General features: G+C 46.8%; 22 protein-coding genes. 11 read left to right on the forward strand and 11 right to left on the reverse strand.

Features of this window, described 5'->3' with window-relative positions:
- Positions 1-400: 400 nt before the first annotated feature.
- The 7 genes from AC27G9_RS20425 (at position 401) to AC27G9_RS20455 (ending at position 6,893) form a co-directional block, all read left to right on the forward strand.
- On the forward strand, positions 401-1,321 hold the full coding sequence (locus AC27G9_RS20425) for a M14 family metallopeptidase (RefSeq protein WP_487076376.1): 921 nt from the start codon (positions 401-403) through the stop codon (positions 1,319-1,321).
- 82 nt (positions 1,322-1,403) lie between these two features.
- Entirely contained in the window at positions 1,404-1,571 is a 168-nt protein-coding gene (locus AC27G9_RS20430) for a hypothetical protein (RefSeq protein ID WP_487076377.1), read from the forward strand.
- Positions 1,572-1,577: 6 nt separating this feature from the next.
- A complete protein-coding gene (locus tag AC27G9_RS20435) occupies positions 1,578-1,769 on the forward strand; it encodes a DUF1289 domain-containing protein (protein WP_487076378.1) in 192 nt (63 codons plus the stop codon).
- Between the two features lie 65 nt (positions 1,770-1,834).
- Positions 1,835-2,782 (forward strand): tRNA dihydrouridine(16) synthase DusC, encoded by a 948-nt coding sequence (gene dusC, locus AC27G9_RS20440; RefSeq protein ID WP_487076380.1) that lies wholly within the window; start codon positions 1,835-1,837, stop codon positions 2,780-2,782.
- 112 nt (positions 2,783-2,894) lie between these two features.
- Positions 2,895-4,313, forward strand: a complete 1,419-nt coding sequence (locus AC27G9_RS20445; RefSeq protein WP_487076381.1) for an amidohydrolase — start codon at positions 2,895-2,897, stop codon at positions 4,311-4,313.
- Positions 4,310-5,590 carry an amidohydrolase family protein gene (locus AC27G9_RS20450; RefSeq protein WP_487076382.1) on the forward strand — a complete coding sequence of 427 codons (1,281 nt, stop codon included), beginning with the start codon at positions 4,310-4,312 and terminating at the stop codon, positions 5,588-5,590. Before AC27G9_RS20445 ends, AC27G9_RS20450 begins: the two co-directional genes overlap by 4 nt.
- Positions 5,591-5,807: 217 nt before the next feature.
- Positions 5,808-6,893, forward strand: a complete 1,086-nt coding sequence (locus AC27G9_RS20455) for a hypothetical protein (RefSeq protein ID WP_487076383.1) — start codon at positions 5,808-5,810, stop codon at positions 6,891-6,893.
- A 38-nt stretch (positions 6,894-6,931) separates the two neighbouring features.
- Here the strand turns inward: AC27G9_RS20455 and AC27G9_RS20460 are convergent, their stop codons facing one another.
- Positions 6,932-7,114 (reverse strand): hypothetical protein, encoded by a 183-nt coding sequence (locus AC27G9_RS20460; RefSeq protein WP_487076384.1) that lies wholly within the window; start codon positions 7,112-7,114, stop codon positions 6,932-6,934.
- A gap of 64 nt (positions 7,115-7,178) precedes the next feature.
- Complete coding sequence (locus AC27G9_RS20465) at positions 7,179-7,850, reverse strand: arylesterase (RefSeq protein WP_487076385.1); 672 nt, start codon at positions 7,848-7,850, stop codon at positions 7,179-7,181.
- Between the two features lie 18 nt (positions 7,851-7,868).
- Here AC27G9_RS20465 and AC27G9_RS20470 point away from each other — a divergent pair, with 18 nt between their 5' ends.
- Positions 7,869-8,567, forward strand: coding sequence for an ABC transporter ATP-binding protein (locus tag AC27G9_RS20470; protein ID WP_487076386.1), 699 nt, complete (start codon positions 7,869-7,871; stop codon positions 8,565-8,567).
- Between the two features lie 2 nt (positions 8,568-8,569).
- Entirely contained in the window at positions 8,570-11,098 is a 2,529-nt protein-coding gene (locus AC27G9_RS20475) for an ABC transporter permease (RefSeq protein ID WP_487076387.1), read from the forward strand.
- A gap of 36 nt (positions 11,099-11,134) precedes the next feature.
- Here AC27G9_RS20475 and AC27G9_RS20480 read toward each other — a convergent pair whose 3' ends face one another.
- A complete protein-coding gene (locus AC27G9_RS20480) occupies positions 11,135-12,022 on the reverse strand; it encodes a TIGR01777 family oxidoreductase (protein WP_487076388.1) in 888 nt (295 codons plus the stop codon).
- 14 nt (positions 12,023-12,036) lie between these two features.
- Positions 12,037-12,402: a dihydroneopterin triphosphate 2'-epimerase gene (folX, locus tag AC27G9_RS20485; protein WP_487076389.1), complete on the reverse strand. Its 366-nt coding sequence runs from the start codon at positions 12,400-12,402 to the stop codon at positions 12,037-12,039.
- Between the two features lie 82 nt (positions 12,403-12,484).
- Between folX and AC27G9_RS20490 the strand changes: the two genes are divergently transcribed.
- Positions 12,485-13,543 carry an AI-2E family transporter gene (locus tag AC27G9_RS20490; RefSeq protein WP_487076390.1) on the forward strand — a complete coding sequence of 353 codons (1,059 nt, stop codon included), beginning with the start codon at positions 12,485-12,487 and terminating at the stop codon, positions 13,541-13,543.
- Here the strand turns inward: AC27G9_RS20490 and AC27G9_RS20495 are convergent.
- From AC27G9_RS20495 to AC27G9_RS20505, 3 genes are read right to left on the reverse strand one after another with little or no spacing between them, the layout of a single operon-like run.
- On the reverse strand, positions 13,540-14,877 hold the full coding sequence (locus AC27G9_RS20495) for an ATP-binding protein (protein ID WP_487076391.1): 1,338 nt from the start codon (positions 14,875-14,877) through the stop codon (positions 13,540-13,542). The genes AC27G9_RS20490 and AC27G9_RS20495 overlap by 4 nt on opposite strands.
- Positions 14,874-15,548, reverse strand: coding sequence for a response regulator transcription factor (locus AC27G9_RS20500; protein ID WP_487076392.1), 675 nt, complete (start codon positions 15,546-15,548; stop codon positions 14,874-14,876). Before AC27G9_RS20500 ends, AC27G9_RS20495 begins: the two co-directional genes overlap by 4 nt.
- Before the next feature lie 6 nt (positions 15,549-15,554).
- Complete coding sequence (locus AC27G9_RS20505) at positions 15,555-15,833, reverse strand: PepSY domain-containing protein (RefSeq protein ID WP_487076393.1); 279 nt, start codon at positions 15,831-15,833, stop codon at positions 15,555-15,557.
- A gap of 284 nt (positions 15,834-16,117) precedes the next feature.
- Here AC27G9_RS20505 and AC27G9_RS20510 point away from each other — a divergent pair, with 284 nt between their 5' ends.
- Positions 16,118-16,807, forward strand: a complete 690-nt coding sequence (locus tag AC27G9_RS20510; protein WP_487076394.1) for a hypothetical protein — start codon at positions 16,118-16,120, stop codon at positions 16,805-16,807.
- On the opposite strand, the gene arfB is transcribed toward AC27G9_RS20510, so the two are convergent.
- From arfB to trpB, 4 genes are read right to left on the reverse strand one after another with little or no spacing between them, the layout of a single operon-like run.
- Entirely contained in the window at positions 16,787-17,212 is a 426-nt protein-coding gene (gene arfB / locus AC27G9_RS20515; protein WP_487076395.1) for an alternative ribosome rescue aminoacyl-tRNA hydrolase ArfB, read from the reverse strand. The two genes, AC27G9_RS20510 and arfB, sit on opposite strands and share 21 nt — an antisense overlap.
- Before the next feature lie 2 nt (positions 17,213-17,214).
- Complete coding sequence (locus tag AC27G9_RS20520; RefSeq protein ID WP_487076396.1) at positions 17,215-17,514, reverse strand: YciI family protein; 300 nt, start codon at positions 17,512-17,514, stop codon at positions 17,215-17,217.
- A 2-nt stretch (positions 17,515-17,516) separates the two neighbouring features.
- On the reverse strand, positions 17,517-18,326 hold the full coding sequence (trpA, locus tag AC27G9_RS20525) for a tryptophan synthase subunit alpha (protein WP_487076397.1): 810 nt from the start codon (positions 18,324-18,326) through the stop codon (positions 17,517-17,519).
- Complete coding sequence (trpB, locus tag AC27G9_RS20530; RefSeq protein WP_487076398.1) at positions 18,326-19,507, reverse strand: tryptophan synthase subunit beta; 1,182 nt, start codon at positions 19,505-19,507, stop codon at positions 18,326-18,328. The genes trpA and trpB overlap by 1 nt, the downstream gene beginning before the upstream one ends.
- Positions 19,508-19,514 lie beyond the last annotated feature (7 nt).

Here is a 19,514-nt window from a genome sequence, read left to right on the forward strand (position 1 = left end):
ACCTATCTTGAACTAGCGGGGTTCGACTGTCGTGTCGGGAACACGACAGAACACACGAAGTGTGGCCCGAAGGGCAGCATACAGGAGGTATGCTGTAATCCCCTAGGGGACGCCAATACAAAAACCAGCCTACGGGCTGGTTTTTTTATGCGTACTCGAAGGGATGAGAAGGCCATTTTACACGTCAATCAATTCGTATTTAGCACCGTCATTTTATTACTCTTATCTACGCATAAATGCGCTTATCAACTTCTTTAACTATGCTTGCCCTATAGTTGATTGAGCCAGTGAAGAGAGGTGTAAAAAATCATAAGAAATAGACAAGCTTTCTTAGGCTTATTCGCCGAGCTGTGAAAAAATAGCCCTCGCCAAAAAATAATAAATCAAGGATAAAAACAATATGACTACCGCATACCCTATTGGCACGCCAGGCACCCCTTGGGGGGAGGCTGAGAAACAACAATGGGCTGAAGCTCAAGTCGTTAAACGCAGTTATGCAGAAGACGTGCTGGCTAAACTTGATCATGTACCGGAAGGATTAATTAAAGAACAGTATGGTGCATTGCCTTACGATGAATTGCGCTATCCGTTAATCGCATTCAAAAGCGCAAATATGGATTCTTCGTTACCAACTATGCTGATTACTGGTGGTGTACACGGCTACGAAACAAGTGGTGTGCATGGCGCTATTCAATTCATGACGGACGCCTTGTCTACGTATCAAGGTAAAGCTAACTTTGTCATTTTACCCTGTTTGAGTCCTTGGGGTTATGAAACGATAAATCGTTGGAACCCCTTGGCATTGGACCCCAATCGCTCGTTTTACCCTGATACACCCGCACCAGAACCCGAATTAGCCATGGCTTACGTAAATGGATTGGGTATCGCGATAGATATTCACATTGATTTGCATGAAACCACTGACACTGACAATAGTGAGTTTAGGCCAGCATTAGGTGCAAGAGATGGTATAGAGCAAGCGATTTGGGAGATCCCTGATGGTTTTTATACCGTTGCTGATACGCCAAAACCGCAACCTGAATTTCAAAAAGCCATTATAGAGAGAGTGCGTCAAGTCACCCATATTGCGCCAAGTGATGCAGAAGGCAAGATCATTGGCTCGCCAGTATTGAGTGAAGGGGTTATCGCTTATGACAAGAAAGCTTTGTTCCTCTGCGGTGGTTTTACCGACGCCGAGTATGTCACGACGACGGAAGTTTACCCCGATAGTCCGAAGGCAACAGCTCAAAACTGTAATGACGCCCAAGTCGCGGCAATTTGCGGGGCGCTCGATTATTACCTGAGCGTAAAGAATAGTTAACTCTGATTTGAATTAAGATGTATAGACGTTTGAATGTTTAGACGTCTAGATGTATATTGGTCGCCTTCGTTAGGAGGTGACCGTGTTTCTATTTTCTGCGCTAATTTTTGATGGTAAAAAACAACAGCTCGTCAGCGAGATGTCTGTGGATGCCGAGACTTTTGAACAAATTCTGCAAAATCGCTTTCCTGTTTACGTTTGTTTATGGCAATCTTCGCCCATGCTTAAACCCGACCACGCCAATGAGTAGCTTTTTATGTTGAGATCCCCCTGTGTAGGCAATTGCTGTTTGGATGATGAGGATGTCTGTTTGGGGTGTGGCCGAAAAATAGATGAAATTGTGGGTTGGGCAGACAAATCAGAAGCCGAGCAACGCCAGATCATTGAATTATCTCAAGCTCGCCATCAAGCCTATCTAGAGCGCCGAGACAAGTCTTCTTCATTCTGATACACTCGCGCGCCTCAGCGGGGTTGACTCCCCATTTTTGAGTGTTTGTTCTTAAGAGGTAATTCGTGAAAGTCATTCTTGCACCTATGGAAGGGGTTGTTGATCATCTGATGAGAGACATGTTGACCCAAGTTGGTGGCATTGATGCATGTGTCACTGAATTTGTCCGCGTTGTAGAGCAAAAATTGTCACCCAAGACTTTCTATCGACTGTGCCCGGAACTCAAGCATGGATCTGTTACACCGGCTGGAGTGCCCGTTAAAGTACAGTTGTTAGGACAGCATCCACAATGGTTGGCTGAAAATGCACAAGTCGCCGTTGACCTTGGCTCTCCGGGCGTCGATCTCAATTTCGGATGTCCCGCTAAAACGGTAAATAAAAGCAAGGGCGGAGCGGTACTCCTGCGCGAACCTGAAACTTTGTATCGAATAGTCAGTGCTGTTAGGGCTGCTGTACCGTCTCACCTTCCTGTGACAGCGAAAGTCCGTTTGGGTTATGAAGATAAATCTCTCGCTATCGAAAATGCGCTGGCTATTACACAAGCTGGGGCTTCTGAACTGGTTGTCCATGCTCGGACGAAAACGGAAGGATATAAGCCTCCTGCATATTGGGATTGGATCGCCAAGATAAAGCAGCACACCGATATTCCTATTGTCGCCAATGGAGAAATCTGGAGCCAAGCCGATGCAATTAACTGCCAACAGCAATCTCAATGTGAGAATTTAATGATTGGTCGCGGTGCTTTGGCACTGCCGAATTTGGGCAATTGTATTAAATACGGTGAGGCACCCATGCCGTGGTCTCAGCTCACTCAGCTTTTGATTGATTACTCGGGCTACGAAATTTACGGTGACAAAGGGCGTTACTACCCGAACCGCATTAAACAGTGGTGCGGGTATTTGAAACGTCAGTATCCACAAGCTCAAGTCTTGTTTGATAACATCCGCCGCTTAAAACACTCAGACGAAATTGTTGCAGTACTCCGTCAATCTTCAGCGCAGGCTGTTGCCTAACCGCAATTGACCTTGTCGGTTGTCAAAAACTTAGCTAGTTTAATGATTGGCGCAAAGCCAAACATAACAAACACATCGCAATGTTAAGTTATAACAACAAGACAGGAAACTCATGAAAATCAAGCTCTCGTGCTCAGAATTGACACTAGCGTGTGCAGTGGCATTGGGGCTCGCCGGTTGTGGCGAGTCTACAAATAGTGACACAGCTCAAAATGCCAAAGTCGTCATTGATAAAAATCCTTACCCCAGTACTTATCAGCCAATTCCCGGCGCAGAAACAGTAATACACAACGTCGCAATCTTGGATGGAGTCGGTTCAAAAATAGAGAAGGGAATGGTGCATTTCAAAGACGGTAAAATTGTAGCCGTCGCCGAATCGCTCGATATTCCAGAAAGCGCTACTGTTATCGATGGCGCGGGGAAATGGGTAACACCGGGTATTATAGACAACCATAGCCATTTGGGAGTTTATCCTAATCCTTCTACGCAGTCTCATGCCGATGGCAATGAAATGATCAAGCCGGTTACCGGTCAAGTTTGGGCTGAACATGCGGTATGGCCTCAGGACCCTGGGTTTGGCCGTGCACTTGCTGGTGGCGTGACGGTGTTACAAATTCTTCCGGGCTCAGCAAACTTGTTTGGTGGTCGTTCGGTAGTACTTAAAAACGTACCAACTCGAACGATGCAAGATATGAAGTTTCCCGAAGCGCCCTATGGCATGAAAATGGCGTGTGGAGAAAATCCCAAACGAGTTTATGGCCAAAAGGGTGGGCCAATGACGAGAATGGGCAATGTGGCAGGTTACCGCCAAGCTTGGTCGGATGCCCAGGATTACCGAAGAAAATGGCAGCGATATGAGGCGGATTACGCCGCTGGCAAGAACCCTAATCCTCCGAAACGAGATCTTAACTTGGAAACGTTGATGGGAGTATTAGACGGAGAGATTTTAGTGCACATGCATTGTTATCGCGCCGACGAAATGACCGTAATGATGGATGTGATGAAAGAGTTTGATTACCAAATTGGGACCTTCCATCACGCCGTTGAGTCATACAAAATTGCCGATAAACTCGCTGAGAATAACGTTTGCTCTGCAATGTGGGCCGATTGGTGGGGCTTTAAGATGGAAGCCTACGACGGTATCCGCGAAAACATTCCTATGGTTCATCAAAATGGTGCGTGTGCAATCGTGCATTCAGACAGTGATTTAGGCATCCAACGATTGAATCAAGAAGCCGCTAAAGCCTGGTCTGACGGCAAGCGAGCCGGCATTGATATTAGTCAGGCAGATGCCTGGCAGTGGTTATCAGCCAACCCCGCAAAATCACTAGGGATTTTTGATAAAACCGGGTCCCTTGAGGCAGGAAAAAATGCCGATTTGGTGCTGTGGAGTGACAATCCTTTTTCCACTTACGCTCAAGCCGAGCTGGTTTATATCGACGGTGGGTTAGCCTATGACCGCAATGACCCCAAATCTTGGGCAGTGGGAGATTTCGAAATGGGTCAAGTTGGTGAAGGAGACGTCAAATGAAAAAGTTAACTTCTCTTTTTTGTCTATTGGCATTGTCTGCAAACACGGTTGCCGCGAGTATCGCGATTGTCGGTGGCAAGGTGCATACCATGGGCGATAAGGGCACTTTGGATAGTGCTACTGTGTTGATGAAAGACGGTAAAATTGTCGATGTCATCGAAGGGGCGTTCATCCCCGACGGCTATGAGCGAATCGACGCCACAGGTAAAGTTGTGACACCAGGGTTTATTGGTGCGTATACGTCACTAGGATTGGTCGAAGTGTCGTCATCCTCAGGCACTGTTGATGCATCGGTTAAACCGGTTGCGGTATCCACAACGGGCGCGGCCTATGATGTCAGTTATGCTATCAACGCTGACTCTAGCTTGTTGGCCATTTCTCGCTTGGAAGGCGTCACTTCAGCGGCGAGTACGATAACATCAAGTGAACAGCTGTTCAGTGGACTAGGCTCTGTGATTACCTTAAGCCAAGGTGGTAATTCCGTACTAAAACCCAGAGCCTTTATGGCAGTTAATGTGGCCAATCGAGGCGCTGACCACAATGGTGAGTCACGAGCTGCACTGTGGGTAACGTTAGAAAATGCCGTGAATGAAGCGAAAAGTGCCGCCACTAATTTATCAGCAAATGACGAATGGCACGGGGTGAGCAGTAGAGCTGATGTTGTAGCACTAAAGCGCGTTATTGCGGGCGACATTCCTTTGCTGATGATGGCTGATCGCGCGGCGGATATTCGTCAAATTATACAATTTAAGCAACGCCACCCATCCATTAAAGTGGTACTACTTCACGGTATAGAAGCGTGGCGAGTCGCCGATGAACTCGCCAAAGCGGATATCCCGGTCATTGTTAACCCTGAGTACAATTTGCCTGGCAGTTTTGAACAACTCGGTGCAACGCTGGCTAATGCGGGGCGTCTTGAAAAAGCGGGGGTAAAGGTTGCGATTGGCATGGATACCCACAATATCCGCCTTATGGCGCAGCACGCCGGCAACGCCGTTGCAAATGGATTGAGTTATGAGCAAGGCTTGGCAAGTGTCACATCCAATGTCGCCGCTATCTTTCATATGGAAGACGCTATCGGTACGTTAAATCAAAATGCGAGAGCCGATGTGGTGATTTGGAGTGGTGATCCATTGGAAGTCACTCAGGCGGCTGAAGCCGTATTCATTGAAGGTGAGGCGATGGATATGACTTCGCGACAAACAAAACTTCGCGATCGTTATCAAGCGTTTTACGAGAAAGGGCAAAACAAAACGAGTCAATACGTTCGTCCTTAGCAAGTGTATTTAGCGTTACAGGGGGCGAGAAATCGCCCCCTTTTTTATGGCAAACGAAAAGCTCGCGCTAATGAACTTGTTAGACTAATGGATAAAACTATTTTGTAATCAATGGGTTTTAATTTTGTAAATAAGTTGTTATTTTGTGGTCTGAGGTCAGATGACATGAAGTCATGGCACCTCTCTGGAACTAACAATTCACAATAGGGTATGACTTATGTACAAAAAATGGTTACTCATGTTGTTTGCCTTAACAACATTTTTTTCGCATGCAGAGGTAAACGTTTTCCCGCGTTCTACTTTTGATAATTTAAGTTATGGTTTGTACTGGTTTGGCGCTAACAATCAATATGAAAAAGCGTCTGCTGCAACGGCTAATGGTGGCCTGTATTATGACCGAAATAAACCGACATTAATTTTGATTCACGGTTGGCAATCTGGGCGTGTTTCGCAACAAGATCGCTTCGTTTATTTTGAATCGGGTGGTGGTTGGCCGAGTGTGGACTTCGCGAACAGCTGGATTGCTGCCGGTTACAACGTCGGTATCATGTATTGGGATCAGTTTGCCGATGAGTCAGAAGTCAGGGATGCCGAGGCTAAGATTTGGAGCGCGACGGCTAACCGAGACATGCGTTGGAGAAACAGTCGCGGACAGTATCAAAGTGGTCCTCGCCAGAACGTCACTGAGTTGTTATTGGCAGACTATCGCACTGCGATGCAAGGATATCGAGGGAATGACATCCGCCTTGCTGGTCACAGCTTAGGTAATCAAGTGGCCCTGCGCTTGGCGGACGAGTTGCTCGCATTGAAAAACAACAATCAAGTAGCCAGTAACCTTGTACCAGTTCGCGTGTCACTACTTGACTCCTTTTATTCTAATTATCCAAAACGTTACCTAGGATGGCGTTGGGTTGGCGCCGTAGCACGTGACATTGTGGGGCGCTTAAAATCTTCTGGTGTGGCTATCGATTCCTATCGCACTTCACTGGTCACGTCTTCACCTTTTGTTGGTGACGAAAACCGTGGCTTGCAAAACCAAGTGGCATTCGTTGAGCAATCAACAGGCTTTTTCAATCAGTTTCAACAAAATGAGAAACACGGTGCGGCAATATGGTTGTATTTGTGGTCGATAGACTACTTGTCGCCAGGCGTGACGAACGACAGTTGGAACGGCGTGTCGGCGGCAACACCACACGATGAAGTCATTGACTGGATGAACAGAAATCGTCGCTTAGTACAAAATTCTGGCGGTAATACGAAAGACCCAGTGGACAATTTGTATCGCACGCGGTCGCGATTGTAGTGAAAAAGAAAGGGGCATATAGCCCCTTTTTTGTGCCTTTAAACAAAGGTGTCTATCTGGCTGCCTACTCGGGCATTGGGATCTGGAGCAGGGCGTTCACTCGAGGTCGCTAATTCTGCTTGCTCTCTTGGCGCAGGATTTTCCTGACGTGGGGCGGGGGCGCGTTGTGCTGATTCATTTTGAATCGCAACATTAGCTGTTGTTGATGAACCGACTTCCATTACTCACTCCTACCTTTGGCTAAACATTTTTCTCGATTAAGTGTAGCTAATTTTACTGACAACGCTAGTCCACAATCATGGGAGTTAATGCGTTATACATGAACTGCGCTATCTGCGGCTGGGCATCGGCATTTGGGTGAATACCATCTCGTTGCATCAACGATTTGTCCAGCGCAATGTCCTCAAGAAAGAAAGGAACAAGGACAATGTCATTTTCTGAAGCGACTGATGAGAAACTATCGGAAAACAACTTGTTGTAGCGACGACCGTAATTCGTCGGAATTTGCATATCCTGTATATACACTTCGATTCCGGCTGCTTTTGCCATTGCCACCATGTCATTGAGGTTGGCTTTCATTTTTTTCACAGAGTGCCCCTGCAGGCCATCGTTGCCTCCCAATTCTATGAGTATGTGGGTGGGCGCATGCTGTTCAATCAGCCGTGGTAAGCGGGCTAGTCCGCCATCGGTCGTTTCCCCACTAACCGCAGCATTTATCACGGCAATGCCTTGATTATTGTTTTGCCACATATCTTGTAACAGTTTGACCCAACCTTCGGCTTGCATTAGGCCATAGGCCGCACTTAGGCTGTCTCCTAGAACTAAAAAGCGGTATTCGCTCTTCACCTTAGATTGTTGATCTTCTGCCGCATGAAGATGATCTGAAAGGCCAGACAATGGTATAAGTAAACAGATCAGTGTAATTTTGATAAAGCGACTAATTTGATGACTAATCACGACAACTCAGGCTCCTTGATGATAAGAACTTCACAAATCACTAAAACAGTCAGTACGAGTGAAGGAGAACTCCAGATCCTTCAACCAATTTCTTTCGATGTCAAGGCGGGTGAGTCTATTGCCATAGTAGGCGCGTCGGGTTCAGGTAAATCAACGCTTTTGAGTTTGCTCGCTGGATTGGATGAAACCAGCAACGGTGAAATTTGGTTAGATGATGCGCCACTTCACAGTATGAACGAAGAAGAACGCGCACAGCTTCGGGGCGAAAAAGTCGGCTTTATTTTCCAAAGCTTTATGTTGGTACAAAGCCTAACAGCGCTTGAGAATATCATGTTGCCTGCTGAAATTTCTGGTTTCAATGACGCCAAACAGCGTGCACAAATGATTTTGGAGCAAGTTGGGTTAGGCCACCGCGCGCATCATTACCCGAATCAGCTATCCGGAGGTGAGCAACAGCGGGTAGCTATTGCTCGTGCCTTTATCGGTCAACCGCGCATTTTGTTTGCCGATGAACCAACAGGTAATTTGGACGCAGCAAACAGTGAAAAAATCGAACAACTGTTGTTCACCATGAACAAAGAGCTCGGTACCACGCTAGTATTGGTCACCCATGACAACGAACTGGCCATGCAATGTAGTCGCCAACTGACCATGCATGCTGGCGTTTTGACAGAAACGACTGGCCAATCCGTTACGAATACGAAACAGGCCAGCTAGTCATGAACTTTTCAACTAACTTAGCGTGGCGCTTGTTTAAACACGAGGCCAAACGGGGCGAGCTTACCATTATTTTATTGGCTATCGTGTTGTCGGTAGCATCTGTGTTGTCATTGTCACTGTTCAGTGAACGTTTACAGGGCGCGCTTACAGAGCGTTCTGCCGCTTTCTTGGCTGCAGATAGTCAATTAGGGGCAACGCAACCTGTTGATGTCGAATGGATAGAGAAAGCCCAAGAATCCGGTATACAAACCGCTTCTCAAATCGCCACGCGCTCTATGGCCTTTGGTGAGGAAGAAATGACCTTGGTCGACCTCAGAGCGGTCAGCAATGCCTATCCACTCAAAGGCAAAGTGCTCGTCGCTGATGCGCCATTTGGCAGTGAATCTGAGAGTGACGCGCTACCGGCGCCTGGCGAAGCGTGGATAGATTCTCGGTTGTTTCAAGTGCTAGAGCTGGGATTGGGTTCATCTATTTATATCGGTGACGCAACTTTTACCGTGTCGAAAGTACTCGCCGAAATCCCCGATGCGGGATTCAGTATCTTTAACACCGATCCGCTTGTTCTTATTTCCCTAGATGATATCGAGAGCGTGAATATCACAGGGCCGGGTAGCCGGGTTGCCTATAAAACCTATTTTGCAGGCGATGTAGACGTCATCGATAACTACTACGATTGGCTAAGGCCACAACTACAGGACGATTTGCATTGGTGGCAATCGGTGAAAGATGACGAATCGCCAATCGGCGAGTCTGTCGCAAGAGCTGAACGTTATTTCCTTTTGGCCAGTCTGCTCGCCATTATCCTAGCGGCAGTATCTATCGCGGTAGCTGCACAGCGCTACAGTCAGCGTCACTTCGATCCTGTGGCAATCATGAAAACACTCGGGGCAACTCGCGACATGATTCGTCGTGTTTATGTCATGCAAGTATTGTTTATCACGCTACTGGGTATTTTTATCGGTATCGTCATAGGAATCGGTGCGCAGCAATTGGTAGTCATGGCACTGGCCGATCGCGTAGACGTCTCCCTAGATGTTTGGCATTGGCGTCCTGTTTTAATCTCGGTTTTTACAGGGGCAACCTGTGCGATTTTATTCTCGCTTTATCCGTTGATGCGATTGTTTACGGTGCCACCGCTGCGCGTATTACGACGTTCGATGGAATCGAATTTGAGTTCACGAGGCTTACAATATGGCGCGGCAGGCTCGGCAATCTTTTTGTTGATGCTGGCATATAGCCAAGATTTAAAGGTCAGTGCAATATTGTTTGTGTCCGGCGCTGTGTTAGTTGTAGCGTTACTTGGTGTCACGTTCGGCCTAATTGCGTTGGGTCGCAAATTAGGTCAGGGGTCAATGGGGCCTTGGCAGTTGGCATGGGCTAGAATCCGCCGCCGCTCTATGGACAACAGTGTGCAGCTCATCAGCTTCTCTGTCACCATTATGTTGTTGCTGGTCGTTCTGGTAATGCGCAACGATATGATTGCCCAGTGGCGAGCACAGTTGCCTGAAGGCACGCCAAACTACTTCCTCGCCAATATTACGTTTGATGAAAAAAACACGCTTGATAGCCACTTTAAACAGCGCGATGTCGTGATTGAGGAATTTTATCCAGTTGTGCGTGGCCGTTTCGTCGGTGTCAATGACGAGCTGGTGAATAACGAAATAACCAAAGAGGAAGACCAAGATAAAACTGCCGACAGACGCCAGGGTTTAGGGCGAGAAGCCAATCTGACTTGGAGTAACAAGCTACAAAAAGAAAACGTAGTGGTTGCCGGAGAATGGCACGATAACTGGCAACGCGAAAGCGAAGACCAACTCTACCCGGTATCCATTGAGCAAGGCGTAGGCGAACGGCTTAACATTGAATTAGGCGATATCCTGACGTTCAACATCGGCAGTGAAGAGGTTAAGACAGAAGTCACGAGTATTCGCGAAGTGAACTGGCAAACCATGCAGCCCAATTTCTTCTTTGTGTTGCACCCGGATGTGATGGAAGGGTTTAGAGGCACCTATATTACGAGCTTCTTCTTAGAAGAAGAAAGAAAGCCGGAACTGACAGCGTTGATGCAACCTTTCTCATCTATCACTATGTTCGATGTCGATGCTCGGATAAATCAATTGCGAGATATCGTAAACCAAGTGTCAATGGCCGTTGAGTTTATTCTTGTGTTGGTCCTGGTGGCAGGCAGTTTAGTGTTAGTTGCCCAAGTACAAGCCAGCATGGACGAGCGTCAACAAGAACTGGCGATACTCAGAACACTCGGCGCCAAAGGTAGCTTGATTCGAATGAGTGTTGTCTTTGAGTTTATTATTATTGGAGTCGTAGCCGGCTTAATGGCTGCGATGGCTAATGAATTTAGCTTGTACTTACTGCAGTCTCAAGTGTTCGAAATGGAAGGCAGTGTGCACTTTGAGTATTGGGCCATAGCGCCTGCAGCTGGAGCAGCCGTCGTAGGTGCTTTGGGAGCTGCTGGATGTTGGCGTTTACTCAGGCTCAATACTACTCAATTGCTCAGACGAATGGTGTAATACTTCAACAAAAACGGCGCAGTATGCGCCGTTTTTTTATGCCGATATGAGTTGTGCAAAGGCGCTGTCGATGTCGGGATAACGAAATGAAAAGCCATTATCCCTTAGCTTTGCCGGGACCACGTTTTGCCCGGTTGTTAACAAATCTGCTGCTTCTCCCATCATGAGCTGCAAAGCAAATTTGGGCATAGGGAATAGTGTTGGTCGACCTAATGCATTGCCTAGCGCTTTGACAAAAGCACTATTGCGTACCGCACCGGGCGCTGTCATATTCACTGCGCCGCTAATGTTGTTTTCCAGAATAAATTGGATACCGTGGATCATGTCTTCGATATGTATCCAAGACATGTACTGGTCTCCGGATGCAATTCTACCACCAAGTCCAAGTTTGAAGGGCAAAAGCATTTTATCAAGCGCACCGCCAGAGGTATCTAGCACAACACCTGTTCTGAGCAGGGCTACTTGGGTATTTGCGCGTTTCGCAATGGTTTCCCATTGGCTGCATATCTCGTGAGTGAATTCCTGATTGGGTTTGTCGAAGGTTTCGTCGATTGCTTGGTCATTTTGGCGGCCGTAAAACCCAATAGCTGAACCCGATACAAAAAGCGCCGGAGGGGTATCGCTGTTGTTTATCAGGTTAACCAACGATTGGGTAATGTCCCATCGACTGTGACAAATGCGATATTTTTGGTCAGCTGTCCAACGCTTATCAGCGATAGGTTCACCAGCGAGATTGACTACTGCGTCAAAATCATTGAGATTTGGTAATGAGCTTAATGACTCAAGGTATTCGATGTGACTACCAAGCACGGATTTGGCTTTTGCGGTGTCTCGCGTAAGTACAACAAAAGTATGTAAATCAGCGTAATGCGCAATAAAGCGCCGTCCAATCAAACCTGTCGCACCTGTCATTAATATATGCATGCTTAAAGGCTCTGTTAAGGTTTAGTGCAAGATAAACTGAGTGAAACAGAGTCTGAAAAGCGCAAGGCATGAGGTTTGTCAACTTCCACTTCTGCAAACGTCACCCAAGGGTGCTCTGCTGCGACTTCTAATACGTCAGAGGTGAGTTTTTCGAGCAGGTAAAAACGGTTGTCTTCTACCAGCTTGATGATGGCCTTAGTGATGGTTTTGTAGTTAAGGGCATCGTCCATATTGTCTGTGTTGGTAGCCTGTACCGCGTCATAGTGCACCTTCACATTGATAACGACATCTTGTTTGTTTTTGATTTCGTCTTCGTTGATACCGATATAAGTGCGTAGTCTAAGGTTTTTGATGCGGATGGTGGCTTGATTGAGGGTCATAGTTGTCCTAACGGTTTCCTGAGTATCCATTAATGGTGAAATCTGTTACTTTCCACCTAAGGATAGTTAACGCTGAATATTTATGGAACTGAAATCTCCCACAGCAAAGGTACTTTTAGTACTGGCTTGCCTATTTGTGGTTTTTGCGGGTATTAAAGCCGCAAGCACAATCGTTGTCCCATTGTTTTTATCTGTGTTTATTGCGATTGCCTGTAGCCCAGTTATTAATTGGGCTTCTCGATACAGTGTACCTCGTTGGGCGTCAATTACGTTAGTTATACTGTTGATATTGGTATTTGGTTTTATGTTAGCTGGATTAGTTGGGCAGTCGATGTCCGAATTCAGGGAGCACATACCGCAATATCGAGACAAGCTCAGTGTAGAATTCGCCTGGGTTATCGAACAACTGGCCCGATTTAATATCAATATCGATAAAGACTTAATCACGTCCCATTTAGATCCCGGCTTAGCCATGTCTATGGCAAGCAACTTCTTAAGTGGAATGGGCGGTGTATTGTCGAACCTCTTTTTAATTATCCTCACCGTTATTTTTATGTTGTTCGAAGCCGACAGCTTCCCAAGACGTGTGCACATTGCACTAGCCGATCCGGACATGAAGTTAGCTCACATTGATAAGTTTATTAAGTCGGTGAACAGCTACTTGGTGATCAAAACGGTTGTGAGTTTAATGACAGGGGCATTTATCGGCATTTGGCTGTATGTGATGGGAGTGGATCACTTCTTGCTCTGGGCAACATTGGCGTTTTTGTTCAATTATATTCCTAACATCGGTTCAATTATTGCCGCTGTGCCTGCGGTAATGATGGCTTTTGTACAACTGGGGGCAGCAGAAGCGGGTATTGCAGGTTTGGGCTTCGTTATTGTTAACATGGTCATGGGGAATGTCATAGAGCCAAGATTTATGGGACGAGGCTTGGGTTTATCGACGCTCGTTGTGTTCTTAAGCCTAGTGTTTTGGGGATGGCTACTTGGTAGCGTGGGGATGTTGTTATCCGTACCGCTAACCATGATAGTGAAAATTGCACTGGAGTCCCGTGATGAAAGCCGTTGGTTGGCGGTACTCTTGTCCAGTGATGAAGGTGAAATCGAGAAGGAAGCGAAGGCTCAAACTGAGTCTTAATCCTTTTCTCGATTGGGTAAACACACCGAAAAACGAGCGCCTCCCAATGGCGCTCTTTTTATTTCCAGACGGCCCTCGTAGATATCAATCAAATCACTGACGACCGAAAGACCTATGCCTTGGCCCTCGGAATACGTATCCAATCGAGTCCCTCTAGTCAGTAATTTAGGTTTAAGTGATTCATCTACACCTGGGCCATCATCGTCGATATGGATAGCCTGCCATTGAGGTGTGTGCTCGATGCTTAAACACACTTGCTTACGCGCCGCTTTGCACGCGTTATCGAGCAAATTACCCAGTAGCTCCATCAAATCAGTTTCGTCACCATAAAACTGAGCATCGAGGGTACCGTCGATGGCGATCACGAGTTGCTTATCTCGATACACCTTGTCAAGTGCGTTAACAATACGGTCTGCCGTAGGTAATACTGCAATTGCCTTGGACCAAGCCGTGGCGCCGGCTGATGCTCTTTTTAATTGGCGCTGGATTAACTGGTCTACATCATGAAGGGCTTCTTTCGCACCGCTTGGTAAATCTGGCGTTCCGAGCGCCACTGCCAAAGGGGTTTTTAAGCTGTGAGCAAGGTCACCCAAACTGTTTTTATAACGTGCTCGTTGTTGGGTTTCTGAGTCAATTAGCCGATTAATACTTTGTTTTAGCGCGCCGAATTCAGGGGGATAAGCTTGCTCAAGTTGATACTGATGACCATCTGCGGTGTCTTTGATTTCTACGATGAGTTTGCGCACTGGCGATAATATCAAGCTAGTGCCAATTAACATCATGGTAAGTAGACCTAATCCGAGTATGATTAACCACTTCCACACCGTTTTCTTAAACATTTCTCTTTCTTCTTCGAAGATTGCGGTGTCATTTAAAATATAGAAATTGACGGGGACATAGTCCTGGCCGCGTTCAAATTCTGCGGTATACGAAAAAGAGAAATAACGGCTTGCTTCGCCCATATTCATACCGTTGACGGTATCGAAAATTTCGTCACCGAGTGATGGGGCAACATCGGGAGGGGTGATCCCGTAGGTTAAAGCAGATAGGGATCGCCATACAATCTCGCCATTTAATACGATTAGCCCAACATAGCCAGAGTCCGGCAGATTTAACTGCTCTTCGAACAGGAGATCGGGCATATTGATTTCGTCATTTTCAAACTCAAAAGCCGAGATCAGCGACAGGTTCATGAGCTTGAGTTCGCTTTGTTTGGCTTCAATTAAACTATTGGTGAACGCCGCATCAAGCGTGAATACCGTTACGGGGATAAAAACGATTAGAGCGGCCAATGCCAACAGCAGGCTTCTCAGCCGCAACGACCAGCGGGTCATAGTGACGGATTAATCCGGTAACCACGACCACGCAGTGTCTCTATCGGTTTGAGTGTGCCGTCTGGATCGAGTTTTTTACGCAAGCGGCCGACAAATACTTCAATCACATTACTGTCTAGATCGAAATCTTGGTCGTAAATATGTTCTGTTAACTGCGTCTTTGAGATGATCTTATTCGGGTTCATCAATAAGTATTCAAGCACCTTATATTCGTACGCAGTGAGCTCAAGTAACGCATCGTTTAACTTCACTTGCTCACTGACGGTATCGAGCGAGATCGGCCCCAAGCTAATTGTTGGATTGGCTTGTCCAGACGAGCGACGAATCAGTGCTTTGATTCTCGCCAGTAATTCTTCGTTGTGAAAAGGCTTAGTCAAGTAATCGTCAGCCCCCGCGTCAAGCCCCTCTACCTTCTCTTGCCATCTATCTCTGGCTGTCAAAATGAGGACGGGAGACTTTACGTCTTGCTTGCGAGCTTGCCTGATGACATCAAATCCATCCATTTTGGGTAAACCCACATCAATGATCGCGAGGTCATAAGGATGCTCTGTGATTTGAAATAAGGCATGTGTGCCGGTATCTGCTAAATCGACACTGTATCCATTCTGTTGCAGTAGGGTGTCGAGTTGGGTTAATAGTCGGCTATCGTCTTCTGCTAATAAGATTCTCATCTGCGGTCATTTATCCTCTGACTTAGGCTTATTCACTCTTCCTGAGTTTCTGTCCACATCGACGGAAACTACTCGACCGGATTTTTTCAGCACTTTGACGCGATATTTGTTTTTGGTTTGCTCTACTCGCAACACTCTACCATTGACTTGTTGCTTGGCTCGTTCGGCGGCTTGCGATTTATTGATCGGCGGCGACTTTTTTTGGTCGTCTTGCATTGCATAGCTGGGCATGGCTAGGAAAAGCCAAGTTACTGCACATGCTATTACAACTTTAAATTTGATCATATCACTCTCAAAAACTGTCACGTCGCCGTTAGTACCTGAATAATATCAGTCGGCTACGGAAATTACATCTTTCTCATTATCATGAGAACGGTAAACGCCTTGGATTACCTTGAAACCCATATTACTGAAATCAACTGAACCATCGCTGAACTCTTCCCAAACGGCTGGTAAACCGAGAAAATTAGGTTAATCTTATACTTTAGTATAGTGTGTAACAGCCTCGACTATCTCGATGATGATTCGTACTAAGCCAGTGAATCCCAGTGATTGTTTGGAGGGAAGGGATGTTGAAGAGGGCCATTTTATTTCTGCTATTGATGATGCCGCTTCAGATTCGCGCCGAATTTTATATTGGTTATTTCAACCACCCTCAAATCGAAATATACAAACACCTTGTGGGTCAGGCCTATGCCGATATCGGAATAGACGTAAAGTTTGTCGAGGTCACCATGGAGCGCGGCTTACTTGCACTTGATGAAGGGTTATTGGACGCCGATGTGATTCGCGCCGTGCATGCTCAACATGCCTATGAAAATATTGTTATCGCGTCTGAAGCACTGACTATCGCCCAAACTCACCTTATATGCCAGCCGAATGTTGTGTGTGACACTTCGGTTTTTAACAACACGAGGAACGACATCTACATCAATCTTGCAGCGTCATATTTATTGGAGGATCAAGTGGGCGCCCCCGTACTGGCAAACCAAGTCGTTTACGACAAAGTTGATACACTATTGAGTTTGATGTTGGACAAGCGAATTGTCTATGCGATTTATCACTCTGACGAATCGGGTTTGCCGCCTGTTGTCAGTCAAAGATTACAAAGCAAAAAACTTGCAGAATACGACACGTATCACGTTATTCACATTAAACATGTGGGGCTGAAAGCCAAACTGCAAAAAGCCTTGTCTATTCGGATGCGGCAAATGCGCGAAGCACGGTTATTGCCCGAGTCAGTAGTCAACCCTTCGTAATTTTTTCACCTCTCCACGTCGGCCTTTGGCGTCGAGACGTTTTCGTTTGGCAGATTTACTGGGTTTGGTAGGAATACGGAAGGCTTTTTTTTCTGTCGCTTTCGCAATGATTTGAACTAAGCGTTGTAAAGCGTCTTCTCGATTTTTCTCTTGTGTTCGAAACTGCTGCGCTTTGATGATTAGCACACCGTCTTTCGTAATGCGGCTATCCTTACTCTCTAACAGTTTGGATTTTAACCAGTCCGGTAGCGCACTGTTGCCAATATTGAATCGCAAATGAATAGCAGATGATACTTTGTTGACATTCTGGCCACCGGCACCCTGTGCGCGGATAGCAGATAGCTCAACCTCGCTCAAAGAGAGCGAGATTGAACTTGTGATAGTCAGCGACTGGCTGTCATCCATGGTTAGGGCAAGACCTTTTTGTAAGGCTTAACTACAACGTCTGCGTAAACGCCCGCAGCAACGTAAGGGTCTTGGGATGCCCATTGTTTTGCTGCTTCTAGGTTGTCAAATTGAGCGACCACAAGCGAACCAGTAAATCCTGCCTCGCCAGGGTTTTCATCATCGATTGCTGGAAATGGGCCAGCAATTAATAAGCGGTCTTGTTCTTTTAGTGCGTTCAGTCGCGCTAAATGATCTGGCCTTGCAGCAAGGCGCTTTTCCAAGCTGTTTTCGACGTCTGTCGCACAAATCATGTAATACATCATTAATCCTTTTGCGTGGCAGATTTCATGGCACTAACGAAGCTATCAAGCGATTGGCACATAGCATCAACGTTGTCTAAATTGGCCGCAATTAAGTTCACTGTCGCCGACCCAGAGATTGCACCCGCAGCGCCTGCTGTGATTGCCTCCTTTACCTGCTCCGGCTTAGAAATACCGAAACCGAGCAATGCTGGCGCTGCTTGGTATTGATTTAAACGCTCAATCAAAGAAGAAGCAGGAATCTCTGCTGCGGTTTCTGCGCCTGTGACACCCGCACGACCAAGGAGGTAAGTGTAACCTGCTGAGTGCTCGCCAATCTGACTCAATGTCTCGTCAGATGCATTGGGCGGTGCAATCAGAATTTGTTTAATATGGTTAGCTTCAGCAACGGCGATAAAGCGTTGGGCTTCGCGTAGCGGTACGTCAGCTATCAAAATAGAGTCGACACCACTTTGCGCAGCTTGAGCGTAAAAAGCGTCCAGACCTTTCGCTATTACCAAGTTACTGTAGAGCAACAGACCAATAGGTACATTAGGGAAGCGTTGACGGATTCGGCCCAGTAAGTCAAAGCACTGGTCCGGCGTTACCTTATTGCCAAGAGCACGTATGCTGGCCGCTTGGATAGTTGGGCCATCAGCGATAGGGTCAGAGTAAGGAATACCTAACTCTAACGCATCAGCACCACTTTCAATCAATTGTGTGATAATGCGCTCAGACGTTTCGATATCTGGATCGCCAATCATAACGAATGGAACAAACGCGCCTTGGTTTTTGGCTTTTAAGCCTTCAAACATGTCTGCATATCTATCCATTACAATTGATCTCCTAAAATACTGATAACATGACCTAAGTCTTTGTCGCCACGGCCGGATAAATTCACGACGATAATCGATTCTTCTTCTGCTTCGTCTGCCATGTTTAGCGCATGCGCTAGAGCATGAGATGACTCTAGGGCGGGAATGATACCCTCTTTGCGGGCAAGTAACTGGAAGGCGTTCAATGCTTCTTCATCAGTTACAGCGACGTACTGAGCACGACCTGTGTCTGCGAGATGAGCATGTTGAGGGCCAACCGCAGGATAGTCCAAACCTGCAGATACCGAATAACTTTCCTCTATCTGGCCATCACTGTCTTGCATAATATACGTATAGGCACCGTGTAAAATACCTTTTGAACCGGTACAAATAGCCGCGCCGTGATCAGGTGTATGAATACCTTTACCCGCTGGCTCGACACCAACGAGTTTCACACTTTCATCGTCGATGAAGTCTGCGAACATACCGATGGCGTTTGAGCCACCACCGACACAAGCGACAACGGCATCAGGCAGGCGGCCTTCGCGCTCGAGGATTTGCGCTTTCGTCTCTTCACCAATCATTTTGTGGAATTCACGAACAATCGTTGGGAATGGGTGTGGTCCGGCAGCTGTTCCAAGTAAGTAATGAGCACGGTCATAACTTGCTGACCAGTCGCGCATCGCTTCGTTTACGGCATCTTTAAGCGTGCCAGAACCTGCGTCCACAGGAATGACTTCCGCTCCCATCAGGCGCATTCTGAATACGTTTGGCGCTTGGCGTTCGACGTCTTTTGCGCCCATGTAAATTCGCGCTTTCAAACCTAGTAATGCACAGGCGAGCGCCGTGGCAACACCATGCTGGCCAGCCCCGGTTTCGGCGATGACCTCAGTTTTACCCATACGTTTAGTCAATAGTGCTTGGCCAAGTACCTGATTGGTTTTGTGAGCACCACCGTGCAGCAAGTCTTCTCGTTTAAGATAGAGTTTGACTTTAGGGTTGCTGACAAGGTTGCGGCTTAATGTCATCGCCGTCGGGCGACCGGCGTATTCTGTCAGCAACGACATGAACTCTTTCTGGAATTCAGGATCTTGCTGCGCTTCAGTAAATGCCGCCTCGAGCTGGTCAAGGGCGGGAATCAGCAACTCTGGTACATACATACCACCGTAGTCGCCAAATTTTGGGTCAAGTTGGTTCATTCTATTT

The sequence above is a fragment of the Alteromonas sp. 5NS40-0096 genome, from assembly GCF_057544385.1.